Annotated in this window: 13 protein-coding genes; 2 read left to right on the forward strand and 11 right to left on the reverse strand. The window is 58.3% G+C overall.

All coding sequences use genetic code 11. The features are described from left to right. Nucleotides 1–69: 69 nt before the first annotated feature. Nucleotides 70–315, forward strand: a complete 246-nt coding sequence (locus C5748_RS23140) for a hypothetical protein (protein ID WP_146119602.1) — start codon at nt 70–72, stop codon at nt 313–315. Nucleotides 316–440: 125 nt separating this feature from the next. Beyond that, a complete protein-coding gene (locus C5748_RS23145; RefSeq protein WP_245581940.1) occupies nt 441–1,739 on the forward strand; it encodes a polysaccharide biosynthesis/export family protein in 1,299 nt (432 codons plus the stop codon). Here C5748_RS23145 and C5748_RS23150 read toward each other — a convergent pair whose 3' ends face one another. Genes C5748_RS23150 through tssC form a run of 11 tightly spaced genes read right to left on the reverse strand, consistent with a single transcriptional unit; the run spans nt 1,740 to nt 17,161 of the window. Then, nucleotides 1,740–2,672, reverse strand: coding sequence for a protein kinase domain-containing protein (locus tag C5748_RS23150; protein ID WP_105744769.1), 933 nt, complete (start codon nt 2,670–2,672; stop codon nt 1,740–1,742). Continuing rightward, entirely contained in the window at nt 2,669–4,051 is a 1,383-nt protein-coding gene (gene tagF / locus C5748_RS23155) for a type VI secretion system-associated protein TagF (RefSeq protein ID WP_245581941.1), read from the reverse strand. The genes C5748_RS23150 and tagF overlap by 4 nt, the downstream gene beginning before the upstream one ends. A 31-nt stretch (nt 4,052–4,082) precedes the next feature. Further along, nucleotides 4,083–7,544, reverse strand: a complete 3,462-nt coding sequence (gene tssM / locus C5748_RS23160) for a type VI secretion system membrane subunit TssM (protein ID WP_105744773.1) — start codon at nt 7,542–7,544, stop codon at nt 4,083–4,085. Then, nucleotides 7,541–9,061: a type VI secretion system protein TssL, long form gene (gene tssL / locus C5748_RS23165; protein ID WP_105744775.1), complete on the reverse strand. Its 1,521-nt coding sequence runs from the start codon at nt 9,059–9,061 to the stop codon at nt 7,541–7,543. Before tssL ends, tssM begins: the two co-directional genes overlap by 4 nt. Continuing rightward, complete coding sequence (tssK, locus tag C5748_RS23170; protein ID WP_105744777.1) at nt 9,058–10,398, reverse strand: type VI secretion system baseplate subunit TssK; 1,341 nt, start codon at nt 10,396–10,398, stop codon at nt 9,058–9,060. The genes tssL and tssK overlap by 4 nt, the downstream gene beginning before the upstream one ends. Then, the gene (locus tag C5748_RS23175) at nt 10,395–11,636 is read right to left on the reverse strand and encodes an FHA domain-containing protein (protein WP_105744779.1); all 1,242 of its coding nucleotides are present in this window, start codon (nt 11,634–11,636) and stop codon (nt 10,395–10,397) included. Before C5748_RS23175 ends, tssK begins: the two co-directional genes overlap by 4 nt. A gap of 7 nt (nt 11,637–11,643) precedes the next feature. After that, nucleotides 11,644–12,657: a type VI secretion system baseplate subunit TssG gene (gene tssG, locus C5748_RS23180; protein WP_105744781.1), complete on the reverse strand. Its 1,014-nt coding sequence runs from the start codon at nt 12,655–12,657 to the stop codon at nt 11,644–11,646. Nucleotides 12,658–12,672: 15 nt separating this feature from the next. Beyond that, the gene (tssF, locus tag C5748_RS23185) at nt 12,673–14,454 is read right to left on the reverse strand and encodes a type VI secretion system baseplate subunit TssF (RefSeq protein WP_105744783.1); all 1,782 of its coding nucleotides are present in this window, start codon (nt 14,452–14,454) and stop codon (nt 12,673–12,675) included. After that, a complete protein-coding gene (tssE, locus tag C5748_RS23190) occupies nt 14,447–14,956 on the reverse strand; it encodes a type VI secretion system baseplate subunit TssE (protein WP_105744786.1) in 510 nt (169 codons plus the stop codon). Before tssE ends, tssF begins: the two co-directional genes overlap by 8 nt. Further along, on the reverse strand, nt 14,940–15,776 hold the full coding sequence (locus C5748_RS23195; RefSeq protein WP_105744788.1) for a type VI secretion system accessory protein TagJ: 837 nt from the start codon (nt 15,774–15,776) through the stop codon (nt 14,940–14,942). The genes tssE and C5748_RS23195 overlap by 17 nt, the downstream gene beginning before the upstream one ends. Beyond that, nucleotides 15,773–17,161: a type VI secretion system contractile sheath large subunit gene (gene tssC / locus C5748_RS23200; protein WP_105744790.1), complete on the reverse strand. Its 1,389-nt coding sequence runs from the start codon at nt 17,159–17,161 to the stop codon at nt 15,773–15,775. Before tssC ends, C5748_RS23195 begins: the two co-directional genes overlap by 4 nt. Between the last annotated feature and the right edge of the window lie 11 nt (nt 17,162–17,172).

Consider the following 17,172-nt stretch of genomic DNA (forward strand, 5'->3'; position numbering starts at 1 on the left):
CATCCCCCGCCACACACCGCGGGATGTCAGATCATCCAGGCTCCTGCCTTTCTAGGAAGGCAGGAGCCTGTGAGAAAACGTGAAAAGATCGAGACAATCACCTGTCACACTGGAGACATGGAAAGCATTGGAGGAAATGCCATGCGGCCGAATGCATCAACGAAAATGGTTCTGATCACGTCCGTTGTTCTGGCCGTCTTTTCACTGTTGCCGGTCTTCGGCGTATTAACTGGTGTGCTGGGTATCGATAGCTATTGGCTGATGTCGATGGCATTCTTCGTCCTCGTCACGGGAAACCTTTTAAATGGCGTCTGATGAGGCGATCACCCTCAATTCGAGCGCGGGTGATACGAATGCCCGGCGCCGTTTTCATGATCGCGATCATATTTGCAGGCGCCATTATATACGGGTTCCTGTTGTGAGAGCAGCCCGGATCAGAAGTGCTCTCGCCAGCGCTCCACCGCAGCCCCGGAATCCTGCTGACGGCGCGAACAGCCGAACGCCTGAATCTCGGGTCAGGCCCGAAAATCCTTTCGGCGTTTGTGGGAGCTGCCAATGCCACGATGGTGTCGATACGCCACAAAATTCAATTGCAAACCAGGAGAGTGGTGATGTTAAAGTTGCCATGCATTCTATCGATCGCCGTCTTGAGTGCATGTGCTAGTCCCGCATCTGGCCCGAGTGTCGGCAATATCCGAAACGCCATCCTTCCCGGTTCGAATGAAAAGATACCGATTGTTGAACTGGCAACTGCACCCTCCCAGGCGCCAGATCCGGTAGCCTTTGTTTCACGTCGCCACGGCTTGAGTGGATTTCACTCTTCAGGTGCTATGAATAATGGCTTGCAAAAGGGGGACGTGATCGAAGTCACCATCCTGGATTCAGGTGAAGAGGGATTGCTATCCCCGACAGAAACAAAAATGCTTAATCTGGGCCGCTTTACTATCGATCAGCAGGGATTTGTCACACTTCCCTTTGTTGGACGGCAACGTGCAGCCGGTTCCTCGCCGGAGGCTCTTCAAAAACGGATCGTTGAAGGTCTGCGCGGGTCGGCGGTCAACCCGCAGGCCGTTGTCACAGTGGTGGAGAAGCCGACCAGCAGCGTTACTGTGAATGGGAATGTACGCACCGCCGGCCGTATCCCATTGACCAGCGGCAAAGAACGCATGCTCGATGCGATTGCATTGGCGGGCGGCTCGGCTTCTGCTCCCGGCTCAACAATGGTGACCCTGGTCCGCGGATCGCAACGCGCGAGCGCGTCCCTCGACCGCATACTTGCCGAAGACCGCCAGAATGTTCAACTGCTCCCTGGAGACCAAATTTTCATTGAGGGCGATGCTTCGAGCTTTACCGCGTTGGGGGCGTTCAAAAGCACTGGTGAATTCGAGTTTGAAGCGGGCAAATTCACACTTGCCAAGGCATTCGGGCGCGTCGGCGGACTATTGGACGATCGTGCTGATGCAGGTAATATCTATCTTTTCCGCAGCCAGACTGGCCGCGATATCGCAGAATCTGTCGCAACAGACAACACCACAACTGCGCCAGCCTCGGAAACGACGCCAATCATTTATCACATCAATCTGCGCAAGGTTGCCAACTTCGCGAATATGCAGGCGTTCCAGATGCAGGATGGTGATATTCTTTATGCCAGCAATGCCCGCATTGTGAATGTGGCAAAGCTTTTCACGGCTTTCCAGAAGAGCCCTCCTTTACCCGCCGCGCCCGCACCGAAAGATTGATCAAGGAGCGATTGTCCGCAAAATGGTGAATGCTTCCTCTGCACTTTGCGGACGACGATCCGGATCATCATAAGTGAGTTGCCGCGCAAGCGCCGCCAGATCTGTTGCCAGTGCTGCGTTTCCTATGCTGCGTTGCAAAAGGTGCAGCAAGATTTGTCCGCAGGCATGAAGGTCGGATCGCTCATCTGGCAGGCCGCCGACGGTGCATTCCGGGGGCGCCAGGCGAGAGCGCGTCTGTACCATGCGTTGGACATTGTGATCGTCGCTCCCGTACTCCCGTGCGATGCTGAAATCGGCGATTTTGAGGCTCGCGGGATCGTCTCCGGCAAAGAGCAGATTGGCCGGGGTAATATCGGCGTGCACGAACCCCGCCGCATGGATTGCCTGCATTCCTGAAATGAGCCCCTCCATGATTGCGTGAACGGTGCCTGCTGGAAAACGTTTTGTTTCTTTCAGGCGTTGCGAAAGGCTTCCCCCCTCCATCCATTCGAGTAAGAGCGCGGGGCGACCGTCCGACAGTCGCAATACTACGTGGGCTGACACAACATTTTCGTGACGGACCGACATGTGCATACGCGCTTCCCTCAGCAATAAGCTCGCGCATATGGCATCATCTGCATGTTCTGGGCGTAGCGTCTTCAGAGCATAGGCTGTGCCAAGGTCGCGGTGGCGCACTCGATATATTTGCACCAGCGGCCCCTCATGCATCAATTCTTCGATCAGGAAGGTGTCCGCGACCATCTCAGATGAAGGTGAGGCGCCAAGCCGCGCATGCCCTCGGTCAAGAGCTGTGCGCACACGATCAATGAGCAGCCTGCTTTCTTCGCCGTTGCGTACTGTGTTGCCGTCATGCGTAAGAGCGTGCCAAAGCTCGGCGAACCGGAGGGCGACTTGGTCCAATGCCATGTCGTCGCTTATGTCATGTCCAGTCATTTCAGCCGGGCCTCGACGGTGATCGCGCTGATGTTGTCGCGGATATTTGCGATCAGAGCCTCCTGTATAAGCACACAAGAGGCATCACGAAGCGGTGTGTAGAGGAGCGCCTTTGCGATTGAACGCTCGCCGAGCACGCGTGGTAGGGACGCACTGCACAAGAGTAGTCGATCCCCATCCCGTAAGGTTTCGTTGATGACATCTGGCACCAATGGCACGTGCCTTCCAATGCAACGCGAAAGCTGCCGGTGCAGACCGATCTGCACATGGTCGTGCGTGAGGCAGCACATCATGCCATCTCTGACGAGATAGCAACGGACATCGCCCGCCCATACGACCGCAAACACATCATCGAGAATGGCAAGTGCGGCCACGCTCACTTTCGGCGTTTCGCCCTGTCGATTCAACATGGCGGCTGCCTGTAATAATCCATGCGCGCGCCCGAACTTTTGCTTCAGTTCTTGCACGAAGCCAGCAAGTGTCTCTTGAGGCGCTATGCCCGTCAGTGTGTTGATCGTCACCTTCGCGGCTTCTGCGGCAGACATGTCATCTCCCACGCCGTCGGCGATGACGAAGAGATGCGGAGCATCTGAAACGAGCAATGCGTCACTGTTGAGGAAAAGGCGGGCGCCAGGATGCGTAGCGTAGCTCTTCTCAATGACCAATCTGCGCGGTGAGGATAGGGGGGAGGGTTCCTGCTGTGCCGAAGCCGAAATCGGTTCAGATACTTCTGTCCGTGGAGGCGATTTGGATCGCTCGGCAGTGCATTCGAGGAGTTTTGGGAAGTCGGACCCTTTCGGCGGGCCGACCGTTTTGAAGCCATGCGCCCGACCCGTATCGGGATCGATCGTCCACCAGATGGAAATAGGCGCGTCTGCGCTTTTGCAGCCGTCCTTCTTCTCAGGCGTGTTGCCGGGTCGCGGATTGGCATGCGGCAAGCGAAGGCGCTGCAGTCCTGCTGATAACCCTGCAAGATCGAAATCGCTGGTGCGTGAGGTTTCGGCTAGCGCTTCGGCCGCGATGAACCACGTATTGTCATAGCAAAGCCGGCGCGGGTCACCCGAATAGCTGCCAAGCTGGGCGGCAATGATGAGCGGAAAGTCGCGTCCCACACGATCTTTGCTTGGCAATAGCACACCGGCAATCGTTGCCGCCGCCCAAAGCCCCTCCTGCATGACGAAGCGCCAGGGGGCAGAGGCGTGAAACAATTCGCGCCATTGCTGGCCAAAGATCTGCTTGCTCGATTCCAGTCCCTCCTGTATCCAGCCGTCCAGCGCTTCCCGCAGTCCCGGCCCTAAACCGTCTGACACGAAGTCGCCGTGCGTCGGTGTCTTGCCGAAGAAACCGACGCGATCGATTCCCGGATTGGCCGGTTCCATCGTCTTGCGTTGGATCATCGATCGCACCTCGTCAGAACTGTGAAGGACAGCTGAAATCCGAGAGCGCCTTGAGGCGAAACGGCGTGAGCACCGAGCCGAATTGAACCTCGAAATCTGCCGTGTGGCCGCTGCTTTTAAAGCGCGCGTGGAAAAGGTCGTCGCTCTCATTGGTGATCTCGGCTCTGTCAAAAAGCCGAAAGGCAGACCAATCGCCCGTCTCCGTTATGGCTTGCTTCCAGCCGCCCGGCTGGAACGCAATGCGCGAGAGATTGATCGCCTGGCTGGAAGGCCAGGAAATGGTCTTGGACTGCACTGGGCCGTGGAAATAGACGACACGCTCACCTTCGATCTCCAGCATCACTGCTCCCGCCGAATCCGACAGCGAAAGTGGTTTGATATTGATGGAGATATTCGGGCTTTCGCTGTTGGATTGAAAGAACGCGCGGCGGATCTTGTCGGCATTCTCGAATTGGGCGAGGGCTTTGCTGGGCATTCCCGGTGCACCGAATGTTCCACGCCATGTCCACGGTGAGGTGGAGGTATCGACGAAGGCCTTTAACCGTTCCTGAAAAAAGGTATGAAAAATGCCATTTGGCCCAAACAGCCGGACAAAATCATGCATCGCGACGTCATGTAAGGATGAACGGACGAAAGGATAGCGGCCCGTCACAATGCTTGAGCATAGCACCCCGTCGGATTCCCACAGCGTATCTACCCGGCTACGTGCCGTCTTGACCGCAAGTGAGCCGATATCAGCTGCAATACCCGCCACCCAAGTATCGACAGGGGCGGGCATGCGCCGCGCCTCCTGAAGCAGATCTTGATTGGCGTTGGTGAGCTGGCTGTCCACATCAAAGATTTGCGCGACCTCGGCGGTCGACGTGGCCGCGCGTGAAAGCTGGCTGGAGACCGCCTTGATTGCGAGTTGCAAAGCAGAAAGCGGGGCGCGCGAACTCTCACCCTCCTGATCTTCGCCATTTGTTGAGGGCACTTCAAGCGCCTTACGCAGCCCTTCGTAAGGGTCGGGCGGGACTAGCACACCATCAAGCAAGGATGCCGCTGCGTCATTTTCCGTGCTGGCGATATCGAGCGGTCTCAGATCTGTTGCTGAAGCGATTGTTATTGCTATCGCCTCGATCGGACTCGGATTGCTGGCCAGGATGCGCGTGGTCTCGGCCGCATCAGCCAGTGAGTGCGATGGGTGAACACGGATATCTCCTAGTAACCGCGACCATTGCTGCTCGAAATTGTCGAAATAAAGCTGAAGTGCGGCTTTTGAAACCGCATCGATCGTCCCCGCCGAACTGGCCTCCCCGCGGACCCACTGCTCGTTCAACGCCTCCCGTGCTGCATTTGCGATCTGAGGCAGAACGACGGAACGGTAGCCGCTGGCGGTAAAGAATCCGGTTATGCCTTCCTGGAGCGAGGCTCCCGAGGCACGTTCGAACACCTGCTCGCCGAGCGCGCCGAGTGCGTCGGCGGGTATCCAGGATTGGAGCGCGCGCATTTCTCCATAGCCTTTCAGGATATCATAGGCGCGGCCCGCCACACTCTGATCGCGTATGACCTCCCGGGCTTTCGTGATCAGCTGATTGTCAAGATTGATCGGTGCGATGGGGCCGGTTGCCAATGCCTGAGCATGTGCGATCAGCGCTGCCCGTACAGCTTTGCGGCCTTCACCCGGATAAAGGCGGGCGAATATATTCTTGGCTTGAAGCGAGACGAAGTGGGGATCGACCGAACCCAGACCGCCCAGCATTCCATAGAGCTTAAGCGCATCAAAGGTCTCTCTAACGTCCGTGCTATCAGCGAGCCTATTTTGCAATTCGACCAGCATGCGAGGCAAAAGCAGTGCGTTGAGCGCCCTCTGGTAGGCTTGACGATGGCGACTTTCAATCTTTCCCTCCTGATCAAGCCCGAAGCTGAGGGGCCACACCCTTTCTCGCTTGAAGCCGGTGGTGATCGCGCGCAGATTGTCCAATGTCGGCAGAATACGGAGGAAATCCGCGTCGGACACATCGCGCACAGCTATGCCCTGTACAAGTTCCTCATAGGCGTCGATACGTTCCTTGGCCTGCGCCAATGCGCCGGTGTTCTGGAAATAGGTTGCCGTCCAACTTGCCAGCACCGTCACCAGAAGCACGGCGGCCAAGCTATATACCCCACGACGGAGGAAGAGCTGGCGGCGGGAAAGCCGCTGGTCAGATGCCACGAGCGATGCTTCACCGAAGATGACCTGAGTGAAAAGCTTTGACAGAAAATAACTGCGCTGCGCCCGTGATACCCCAGCTTGCGCCGGAGCGTTTTCATCTGCCTGGGTTCCTGATACGAAATAGACGCCGCGCAGCAAAGGAGCCTCGACCAGGTTCGAACCGGAACACAGCGTCGTCAGGACCTCTTGCAGCTTCTCTTTCAAGGACGCTAATTCGGCGGGGAAACGGAACATGCGCCCCCTGGCTTCGATATCAGGTTCCTGCTGAAGCCTCTCAAGAAGCATGGCGCCCACACGCTCCTGAAGCAAAGTAAATTCCGCGAGGAAGCGCTCAGGCAGCTCAGTGGCTTTATGGCTCTCTTCCAGACTGAACGTCGTGCCCCAGACCTGTTCTCTGTCCGACTTGTTGAAGCCATCGAAAAATTCCACGAAGCCTATGAGAAGATCGGCCTTGGTGAGCAAGAGATAAACCGGCACGCGCGCCTGAAGATATTCGTCAAGCTCGGAAAGCCGTTGCCTGATGGCGCGCAACTCCTCCCGCCGTGCGGCTAGGTCGCGTGTCAGCAAGTCGCCGATCGAGACTGTGACAAGAACGCCGTTGACTGGCTGTGAGCGGCGGTACTTCCGCAGAAGCTTGAGAAACCCTTCCCAGCCCGCCTTGGATGCGCCGTTCAAATCATCCTGCGTGGTATAACGACCGGCCGTATCAATCAGGATGGCCTCATCTGTGAACCACCAGTTGCAGTTGCGGGTACCTCCGACACCCCGGACAACATTGGTGCCGAGTGCGTCGCCCAGCGGAAATTTGAGGCCGGAATGGGTCAGCGCAGTCGTCTTTCCTGATCCCGGAGCGCCGAAGATGAGGTACCATGGCAATTCATAGACATATCCAAAGCGCTTGCCGGTGATGCGGCGAAGCAGTGCCAATGCCCCCCGAAGGCGATTTCGTATTTCGGCAACTTCGGTCTTCTGGCTGGCCGCGGCATCGGCAGCCGCGTCATTTGTTATTTCGTCGACGAGGGCTTGATCGCGCCGGCGGGCGCGAATGGCCGAGATGACCATATAAATGATCCAGCCGACAAGCAGCAGCGCGATGATCAGCAATCGGATCCGCACGCTTTCCAGCGGCTTGAAGTCACCATAGCCCAGCAGATAGCCATAGAACCAGATGACGATGCACAACGCCGCCAGCCAGACGAGCGACAGGAAGCGCCTGCCAACGAGACCCGCATAGGAGTCCACGTAGGAGCGAACTGTATAGAAGTAGTTGAGCGGGTTCATCGCGTGTCCTCCGCCTCTCCGGCTATAGGCCGAGAACCTTGGAGTGGTGCGATGCCTGCCGCTCCAAGGTTCTCGGCTGGATCGGTCAGCACCAGAATCTCGGTACGCCTGTTGATCTCGCGTCCTTCGACGGTATCGTTGCTGGTCAATGGATTGGAATCTGCGCGTCCTTCGGTCAGGATCGCCTGTGGTCCTGTGAATTCGGCAAGTATGTCGCCGACAGCCTTCGCGCGTGCCTCCGAAAGATGCCAGTTGGATGGGAACTGTGCTGTTCTGATCGGCACATTATCGGTATAGCCGATAACGACGGCGCGGAATTTTTCGGCGGCAAGCGCTGCCCCGATGCGCTTCAGCAGATCGGAGAATTCGGGGCCGACTTTGGCGCTGCCGATATCGAAGAGCCCAGCATTTTTGATCCTGACGAGAAGCCTGCCATCAGCATCCGCGAGCGACACGGTACCGCGCTCCACTTCCGGCTGGAGGAAGGCAAGCAGGTTTTGGAGGTGGTTGAGTGGCTCGGGCTTTGGCGGTGGTGGGGGCTGCTTGCTGGCTGGAGGTGAAGGTTGCGTCACCGGAGGCCGAGGCTCGGCGTGCGGCAAGAGAGCCACGCTCGGCATCTCGCGTGGCGGCAAGTTGGCGAGCCGCTCGAACACGTCGTCTGAAACCCGGTTCAGCGAAAGCGTAAAGAAGAGATAGCCAAGTGCGAAGACCAGCGTCAGTATCGAAAGCAGCGTCCACAGCGCGGTGGCTGTGCGAAGCGGTTTGTAGCGCATCGAGATACCGCGCCAGTGCGGGGACAACTCACGTTCGAAGATGCCATACTGACCGAGCAAGGTTTTGTAGAGGCTGTCGCGGATACGGCCAAGCTGCAGTGGCCCGCGAGGTGAAACCCGCGTTCGCCCTTCGAAAGCCAGCGAGATGCAGAGATAAATCAGCAGCAGCAGATCCTTGCTTGCCGCGGGACTCTGATGGAAATGGTCGAGTAGGTCGAAGACACGGTCGCCGCCCGTCACGTCCATGTGAAAGGTTGAGACGAGACCGGATCGCGCCCAGCCTGCGCGTACGCCCCACGGTTTGCTCAAGATGACATCGTCGATGGTGGCGCAGACGATATAGTGTGCTGCGCGCGCCCGGTCCGGACTAATGCGAGCGCTTGCGAGATCACGCTCGTAGCGGCCAATTTCTTCGATCGTGACGCGCCGCAATTCGTCAATGTTGGGCTGATCGTTGCTTTGGCGCAGTGCGTGGGCGAGGTTAAGCAGCGGCGCAGCCGACGCGACGATGGTTGGCACTTCCTCTCCGCCGAAACGGAAGTCGCGCACCAGCGTCTCGACGGACCAGCCTGCGTTTGATGCGTCCCCGCCCGTTGCAGACTGTGTTGTGTCTGGCGTGTGCTCCAGCACATTGTTCAACATTTCCGCCAGCTTGCCTGCGTCCTGCTGCTTGCGTGCACCCTCTTCGGTAAGCTCGACGATGGTGGGCAGATCCTGCCAGGGGATAGACGGCTTCTTGCTCATTCTCTCAAAGCCCAAAGTTCCATTTCAATGTTGGGGTATTCGCCGGCGAGGTGGAGGGCTATCGCGCCCGACGTGTCGAGCTGTTTCCACAACGGATTCTTGGTATCGAGATCGAAGTAGACGGTGCCCGAGCGGTATGGAAGCTGGCGCGGCAGAACCGGGAGCGGTCTTATGGGAATGCCTGGCAGCGCTACATTGACGAGTTCGGCTATGCGCTCCACTGGTCCGATCTTGATCTGCGCAGGCAGGTTGCGTCTGATATCCTCTGTCGGCATCTCGGCGCGCACAGCGAGCACGAAGCCGGCATCCTTGAGCAAAGTGCGATCGTTGATCGTACCTACTCGCACGCCGTGACGCCGTTCGACCAGCTCGATTGCCACTGCCGCCTGCTCCAAGACCGCCGACAGCGAGGTCCGCAGATCGTCGAAGACGCTCTCGAATGTATCTTTCAGGTCGTCATGACGATATGGCGGAAAATCCGTGGCACGCTTGGAGGCCGCCGTGAAGGTGGAGAGCTCGCCGGCAAGCTGAACGCAAAACTCATAGAAGACGAGGGGATGGAGGCGGGTCGCATTGGCGGAAATATGCCGCAGCATGGGGTCGGCGCGATTGAGGATCTGGAGCAGAAGATAATCGCCGACCTCAGCTGTTCCGCGGACGGTGGGATCGCCGATGCGTTCGGCGATCGCTTCTGCGCGGTGGCGAACGATGCCCAGCAGTTCCGTAACGAGCTCATGAAGTCGTGGTCCGGCAGCGCAATTTAGCGAAGGGGCGATATAGGCGGAATCGAGGATCACGGCCTTGTCCGAACGAACCTCGATCACTCGGGCAAGTCCAAGCAGCTCGTAGCCGGCAAGCTCGTCGCCGCTTTTGAGAAAACATAGGTTCACCCGGCCGACATCGATCGTGGCCATGAAGTCGGTTTCGACATTGGCGTCGGGTGCTTCATATGGTGAGGCGATGATACGGACCCCGGTGGTGTTCGCGCGCCCATTCATGGTGACGTCGGCCTTTCCCGGTCGCCGTGAGGGCAATGCGAGATAGATGATCGCGTTGCGGACCGATTCATCGAGCTCGAACGGCGGGGGCAGGTCCGTATCGATCGGTGCTTCAAAGATGGTGCCGTCAGGCAGAATGCCGCGCAAATTGGAAAGGGCAAACTGGCCCGTCGCCAATGCACCACGGTCGATGCCGATCTCTGCGATCCCCCAAGGATAGGGGGAAAGCTCACGCATAGCCGTGCGTACCAGCCTTTCGGTCCAGCGATCCGATTGCTGGAAATGTTGTACACGCAGGAACATGCCTTCGTTCCACGCGACCCGGTTTTCATGTCTCATTTATCGAGGCTCACTTCTATATCGTCGCCAGGAGTGAGTTCCTGACGGGTATTGTCCTCGGCATCGCCGCGCAGCGAGCGCATCATCGTCTCGCGAAATAGATCGCGCAGCGACAGCCGCTCTCCGTCTTTTTCAAAATGTGCCTTGAAGGCCTGCCAATAGGCGCGGTCGCTGCGCCAGGGAAGCCTTCTCGATTCCGTATCGACCCGAGCCTCCAAGATGCGTGGCTCCATCACACGGCTCATTTCATCAAGCAGGCTGCCAATTGCGGTCCCCAGTGCGAGTTGCATGGAAAGCACGGCCTCGAAACGTGCTGGAAGTGCCTCTTCGCGCGGCAGCTCGAGCAGGTCGGATGTCGGGGCGACAGCTTGGACGTCGAGATCAAAGGCGGCGAATAGATCGCAGCACGCCTCCTCGCAACGCTCGGCGAGTATGTCCAGACGCTGCAAGAGGCTCGTAGTTGCGGTCGCGTCGGCCATTGATGGCGCGTTCGGTTGAATATCCCCCGAAGCAAGCACCTCCGGCTCGATAGGCTGCGCCTCATATTCGATTTCGGATTCTGCCTGGTCCGTCTTCATATTGCGGGCGAAGGTGACAGAAGCTCGCGTTGCTGGCGCATGCTCAAGCTGATTGCCGTAATCAGATCCTTTATTCCAGTCCTCCGGCAGAGCGGCCTTCCGCGCTGTTTCGGGAGGGCCGCTCCAGCCGATCTCCACATTGCGAGACAACGACATGCTTCCGCTGCCCCGCCGCGCTGGGTCTTTAGCGGAGACACGTTCCGTCAACGTTTCGTCGTGCCCACGAAGACCATGTGATCTTGGGCTGTTTGGCGCTATATCGGCGAGGATGGAAGAAACCGTCAGGTTCTCATCACCGAGAACGAGACCGGCATCCGGATCGGCAAACTCCATATCCTTTTGGCCGGTAAGGGAAACCGAAAAGGCGAAGCCGCCGAATTCTATGATCGAGCCATGGGACAGCCGAGCGGAACAGCCCTCCAGCACCAGCACGCCGTCGACCACCGAGCCATTCGAGCTCTTGTCGTGCAGCACGAAGCCGTCACGGTCGGCCTCTATCAGGCAATGCAGCTTCGAGATCATGCATTGCGGATCGGGAATTTGCCAGTCGCACTCTGCCGATCGGCCAAGTGTCCGCCGGCCCCGCTCAAAATACCAGCTTAGCGAGATTCCACGTTCCAGTGGACCTTTGGCGTGCTTGAGTTCGAGCCGCAAAGCCATGGTTATCTCATGACGCAAGCGACGACACGGCCGCGCTCTGTCTTATGATGGCGTCGCCACTATCGCGTGCGGGGCGCGCTATACGTGCCCAGCTATTCCATCCCAGACGCGTTGCATCGCCTGGTCTGCCAAGCTGGCAAAATGGGATCTGCTCTTTCTTCAAGACGATCTGGACATCGAAATCGAGGCTTGGGCCGACGAACAACCTCGTCACCGCAAAAAGGTCGTTTGCGGCCTTGTTTCCCGGGGCGAAAGCCGAATAGTCTGCATAATCGAGTGGCCCGATCACGACGCGAAAGCCGCCGCTGAAATCACGGATTGCCGCGCCTGCCATGGCGTTGACGCCGAGACTCGTACCCGAATGTCTCCCCATATTGCTTTGCTCTTTTAGCGGCACGGTCAGCCATCTGCCGCGAAACAATTCGATCTTCACCGGCAGCCCGGTGAATTCGCGTAGCATTGCAGTCAGATTGGAAGCATTGCGGGTTCGCGCTGCGAAGAAGCCGCTGAAGCGAAGGATCAGCGCTTCGTCCACACCGCTGGTTTCGCGCACGCGCGCCGTACCGAAGCCGGTGAGCGAGAACAAGGCTGTAAGAAAGCCATTACGCGGACTTCCGTGGCCCCATCGTAAAAGGCGCGCGATTCGGTATTTTTCGCAGGCATCAACGAATAGCTCAGTTAAACGCGCTCCAAAAAGGTCGAGGAAAGCAGTAAGACCACGAGAGCGGTTGCGTTCCTCGCGGATGGCCAGCTCGTTATAGCTGGGCGGGAGGGCGCCGAGAGGTCCCAGCAGATTGGGGAACGCACTCCTGAGCATGGCTTTGCCGCCTTCGCCGCGTCGAAAGCCGTCAAGCGGCAGCGGTGCCGGAGAGATACCAATATGTGAACTGACCTGCAGCGCGTCGCAGGACGCTTGAGCTACGCGAAATGCCGTCGTCGGCTCGAAACGGCCAGGATCCTTTTCGAGGTGACTGGCGAGCTCCTTGCTTCTTCGTTTTTGTTCGATCGTCAGCTTTATCATGCCTCCTCCATGCCTCTACAAAAGAGGGTGCTCGGCGGCGCGAGCAGGCCATGTCGCAACGGGCTTTGATCGACCTTTCAGCGCCACGATCAACCGGGTGAAGCTATTCACGGAAGTATAAAGACCGAAGAAACGGTCGAGGACGCTTCCGAAAAGATAGGCGGATGCACGATCGATGGCGGCGGGATCGAACTCCAGAAGGATCTCGGTTCCCGGTACCATGCCGCCTTCGCCAAGCCGCGCCGTGGAGGCGCGAGCCTCCACGCGAACGATCGCATTCACGAGTTGCTGCGTCTCTGGCGCGTCACGGAAGGCATAGAGCGATAGGATATCCTTCAATGCCGCGCCTTCATTATCGAAAAGAGAAAGATGGTTGAGCATGAGGTGCGACATGAGCCGCCAGTTACGACCCTCGTGATCGTTCATGCGCACCGATGGCGTTGGTGGGATCAGCGGCTCGATGCTAGCAACGGCGTCGTGTCCGGAGGCGATCTGGAGGTTGGGATGGCCGCCGCCAAAAGGCAGTTTTTCTGGCAGGTCTCTATTGAGGCACAGCGCGTCCACGCTCGCGACGGCGTCTAATCGCCTCACTGCGTGATGTGCCGCATCGACAAATGTAATATCGATATCGGATGTGCCTTGGTCCGCCTCGAAGCGGCGCTGGATTTGCCAATAGGTCGTTGTCGCCCCGCCATGCAGCGAGCGGCCGAAGAAAGGACAACAAATCTCCTCTTCGCCATTGCGGTTTGTCAGCAACACGCGTTCCACCGAATAGATCTCACGCGTCTTTTGCCTGCGTGAATCCGGCAGCAGGCGGTATTCGGTACGTGTGCCGTCCAGCAGGGTCGGCTCGCAAGACTGACGGAAGAGATTAATGACAGGGGTGGCGTGGAGCACGAGATCGCCTGCACTGACGGCGCGCTCCAGTTTTCTGTCCGTTTCGTCGAGATAGATGAAGATATCGAGCGTGTCGTCGCGCCAGCATTCAAGCCCGTTGATATCGAGAAACAGAAATTTTTGCGGCAGCGCGAAGAATTCGGTCAACAGCCGATAGCCAATAAAACTGGACGGCGGGTAGGGCAGCATCGATTCTGTCTGGTCGAACCCAACAGGGCGTAGATTTTCGCGCGGCAGGAATATTGGCGTCTCGTCGTCGGCATGATGCGCGAGCGCAATACCCATCGTATGATTGGCTAGAAGTTCGTACAGCGCGCTTGCCTGGCGCCACTGTGATGCGAGATGTAGGCGCAATCGCTTCAACCCGATCTGCGAGAGCGGCTTTTTCTCGTCATGCGGCATGAGTGAGATCCGCAGGCATCCCGCCGCCCCCGAAAAAGGCGATGGAGGTGCGCCGATTGGTTGTCCGGAAAGCGAGGCCGACGATATCTGTATGGGCGCAATCTCCACATCCTGGGTCGTGCGGAAGCGGCAAGCCTCGCCAGCCACCGGTTCTGCAAGTATCTCGGTGTGGCGCGGCACCGCCTGAACGCTTGCGAGCGTCTTGCCGGGGATGAGGCGCACCATGCTCATTGACGGGATTGGCGCGAGGTAATGCGGATAGAGTGTTTCCAGCAACCCGTTGGTTAGCTCGGGAAACTCGTCGTCGAGCTTATGGCGGATGCGCGCGGCCGAATAGGCAAAGCTCTGAATAAGGCGTTCCACATGCGGGTCATCGGCCACTTCGCCTGTCATGCGCAGCCGGCCTGCAATTTTCGGAAAGGCCTCGGCAAAGCCTGCAGCGCGACGCCGTATTGTCGAGAGCTCCTCATTATAGCGATGGAAAAAACTTTCAGCCACGAGGCGCCTCCACAAGAAAGTGCTGAGTGGAGGGGTCGATCATGGTTTCGAAGCTGATGGGAGGCATCCCATCATGCGGCCGGAACATCGCCTCTATCCGGATGCGCAGCGTGCGTCGGCTGCCCGCTCCGTTTCTCAGGATCGTCACCCGGACATCCGAAAGCCGCGTTTCGAAGCGTGTGATGGTCCGTTCGAGGGCGCGTGCCAGCACCAGCTTGGCTTCGTCGGTCACAAGGTTGACTGAGACAATGCCGTCCACACCATAACAGGCCAGTGCATTCTTCAGTTCTGTCAATTCAGAGGGCGGCGTTATAGGGCAGCGACGTGTGTTCAGCAGCGCCTCGAGATCCCGGCGGATCGCCTCACGCATCTCGCGCAGCTGATCAAGGAGGCTGATGGGGGGATCCTGCTTGATATCCGGGCTGGCATCGAGCAGCCGGTCGAGGACCGACCGCGCCAGAACGCGCGATTGCGGCCTGTATTGATTAAGCGGGCTTACCATTCCTGGTCCTTTGCTGCTTATGCAAGACGGCGCTGCCGATTGAGGTTGCGTCATGCAGCGACACGAGTTCATCGCCGGCGAGGAAACACCGCTGGCCGCGACCTGTGGTGATGCCACTTGTCTCTTTCACCCATTTAGTTTCGCGGCCCAGAAGGAGTTTCGGATCATCGCCAGTCCCCTGATAAATTGCCGGCAGCAGCACCGGTGCAGTCGCGCCGCCAATCAGCGAAAGCTGGGCACGGCGAAAAGCGAGATCTCGCGGGTGCACGATCGGCTCGACTATGACAGCCGCGATCCTGGAAAAGTCCACCCAGAGATAGGCTCCGCCGATCGTCAAAGCTTCGAGAGCATGTGGTATCCGGTCATCGAGATCGCGGAAATCGGAAATCAATTTGTCATTCCAGCGCATGGGGCGCTCGCCGCGTCCATCCTCCAGCACGGCGAGCGCTGCCTTGACCAGCTTGCGCTCACCGGCGCGGTCTGCCAGGGCAGCAGCCAACGCTGCCCTGTCGCGTTCAGTCGGTCCCAGGGGGAAGGCCGGCATCGCGCCCGCCTCGAACCATGCTCGCCGGGCGGCCATGGCACGAAGCTGGTTGCGAAGATGTGCAAAGCCCACCGTGTCCTCGGGCGCGAAGGTTGTCGCCAGATTACACTGGGCATCCGCTTTCTCGTAGTCACCGGATAGGATGAGCAGGTCGATATAGAGATGCCGCGCCGGTTTGTATGAGGGATCGACCTTCACGCGCTCCCGCACCTTTTCAATCGCCACGGTCAGAGCATCTTCGGCCAAAAGACCTGCGATCTCTTTGGAAAGCGTCATGCAGGCACCCCCAAGGATGTGGAGGCCGCACGGTCCGACCGTCGCTGCACGACCGCGGTCTCGGCAATGAGGTGGAAGCTTGCCGAAAGGTCGTCGAGCTGGAAGTGAGGCTGAAGCTTGAGGGTGCAGGAGAATGTGCCTGGTTTGCCCGATATCTCTTCCACGTCGATGCTGGCGGAGCGCAATGGGTAGCGCGTGCGCAGCGACAAATCAGCATCGTCATTGCCGAGAGTATAGCCCGACAGCCATTCTGCGAGCTTGTGCTGGATCGCGCCTGCGTCGGAAAGCTGGCCGATCTCGTCGCGCATGATAACTTTGAGATAGTGCGAGAAGCGCGAAGCACACAATACGTATTGCAGCATAGCGGCAAGCCGCGCGTTCTGGCGGGCATTCTCGTTTGTATAATGCTGCGGCGCGTGCAGTGATTGATTGGAGTTGAATATGGCTGACGCTGAAAGATAGGCGCTAGCGACGGGAATAAGGCCAAGATCGCAGAATTGTTGTTCCAGTGCGTCCGTCAGCCGCACTTCCACAGGCGGTTGCGCCGAAAGGCCGCTGCCCTCCGTGCCGAAATCGTAGGACGGCAGTTCGTCCGGGCTGAGAAGACCGCCGTCGACGACATCTTGCGTGACGCCGCGGATATCTGCGAACCAACCAGATTCGATAAAGTTGCGGATAACGATGGTGGCAAAAGCGAACGCGCCATTGCCCCATAGAAGGGTGCTGCCATCGGGTCCAATGGTTTCGCGGAAAGGAAACCCGTCATTGCGGTAACGGGCATAGGGCTCGTGAGGCGCGCGCATCAGGACGCGTGGCGCCACCAGCCCAATGAACCGCGAGTCTTCGCGTGTCCTGAGTGCGTTCCAGCGAATGTGTTGCAGGCTATCTGTCAGACGAGACAGATCGATAACACGATTCATCTCATGGAAGCTCTCCAGCCCAAGCACGCGTGGCGAAGCGCCCGCAACGAAGGGACAGAAAGCGGAAGCCGCGACCGTGCCGATATCGCCAAGGGTGTCGATTGCGTCGCCTGGCCCATCGGGCGATAGCTGATAGTTTCCCACGAGCAAGCCAAAGGGTTCGCCGCCGGGCATGCCGAACTCACGATTGTAAACAAGCTCAAAAAGATGGCTTTGATCAAACTCCGATGCCCGCTGCATACTGCGGGCAAGCTCAGTCCAGCTCGTACTAAGAAACTTGATTTTGACATCAGGGCTGCGCACTGCCACGTGCACGAGCATTGCGAGCCCACGCCACCCGGCCTCCAGGGCCTGGAAGTCGGGATGGTGCAGAATGATGTTTACCTGGCGGTTAATTGCGTCGTCGATCAACGCGATCAGTTGATCAGCGCGCCGCCGCCACTTTGTGCTGGAATTGGTCGACATGGCATGGCCCT

The sequence above is a fragment of the Phyllobacterium phragmitis genome (assembly GCF_002980495.1).
Lineage (GTDB): Bacteria > Pseudomonadota > Alphaproteobacteria > Rhizobiales > Rhizobiaceae > Paramesorhizobium > Paramesorhizobium phragmitis.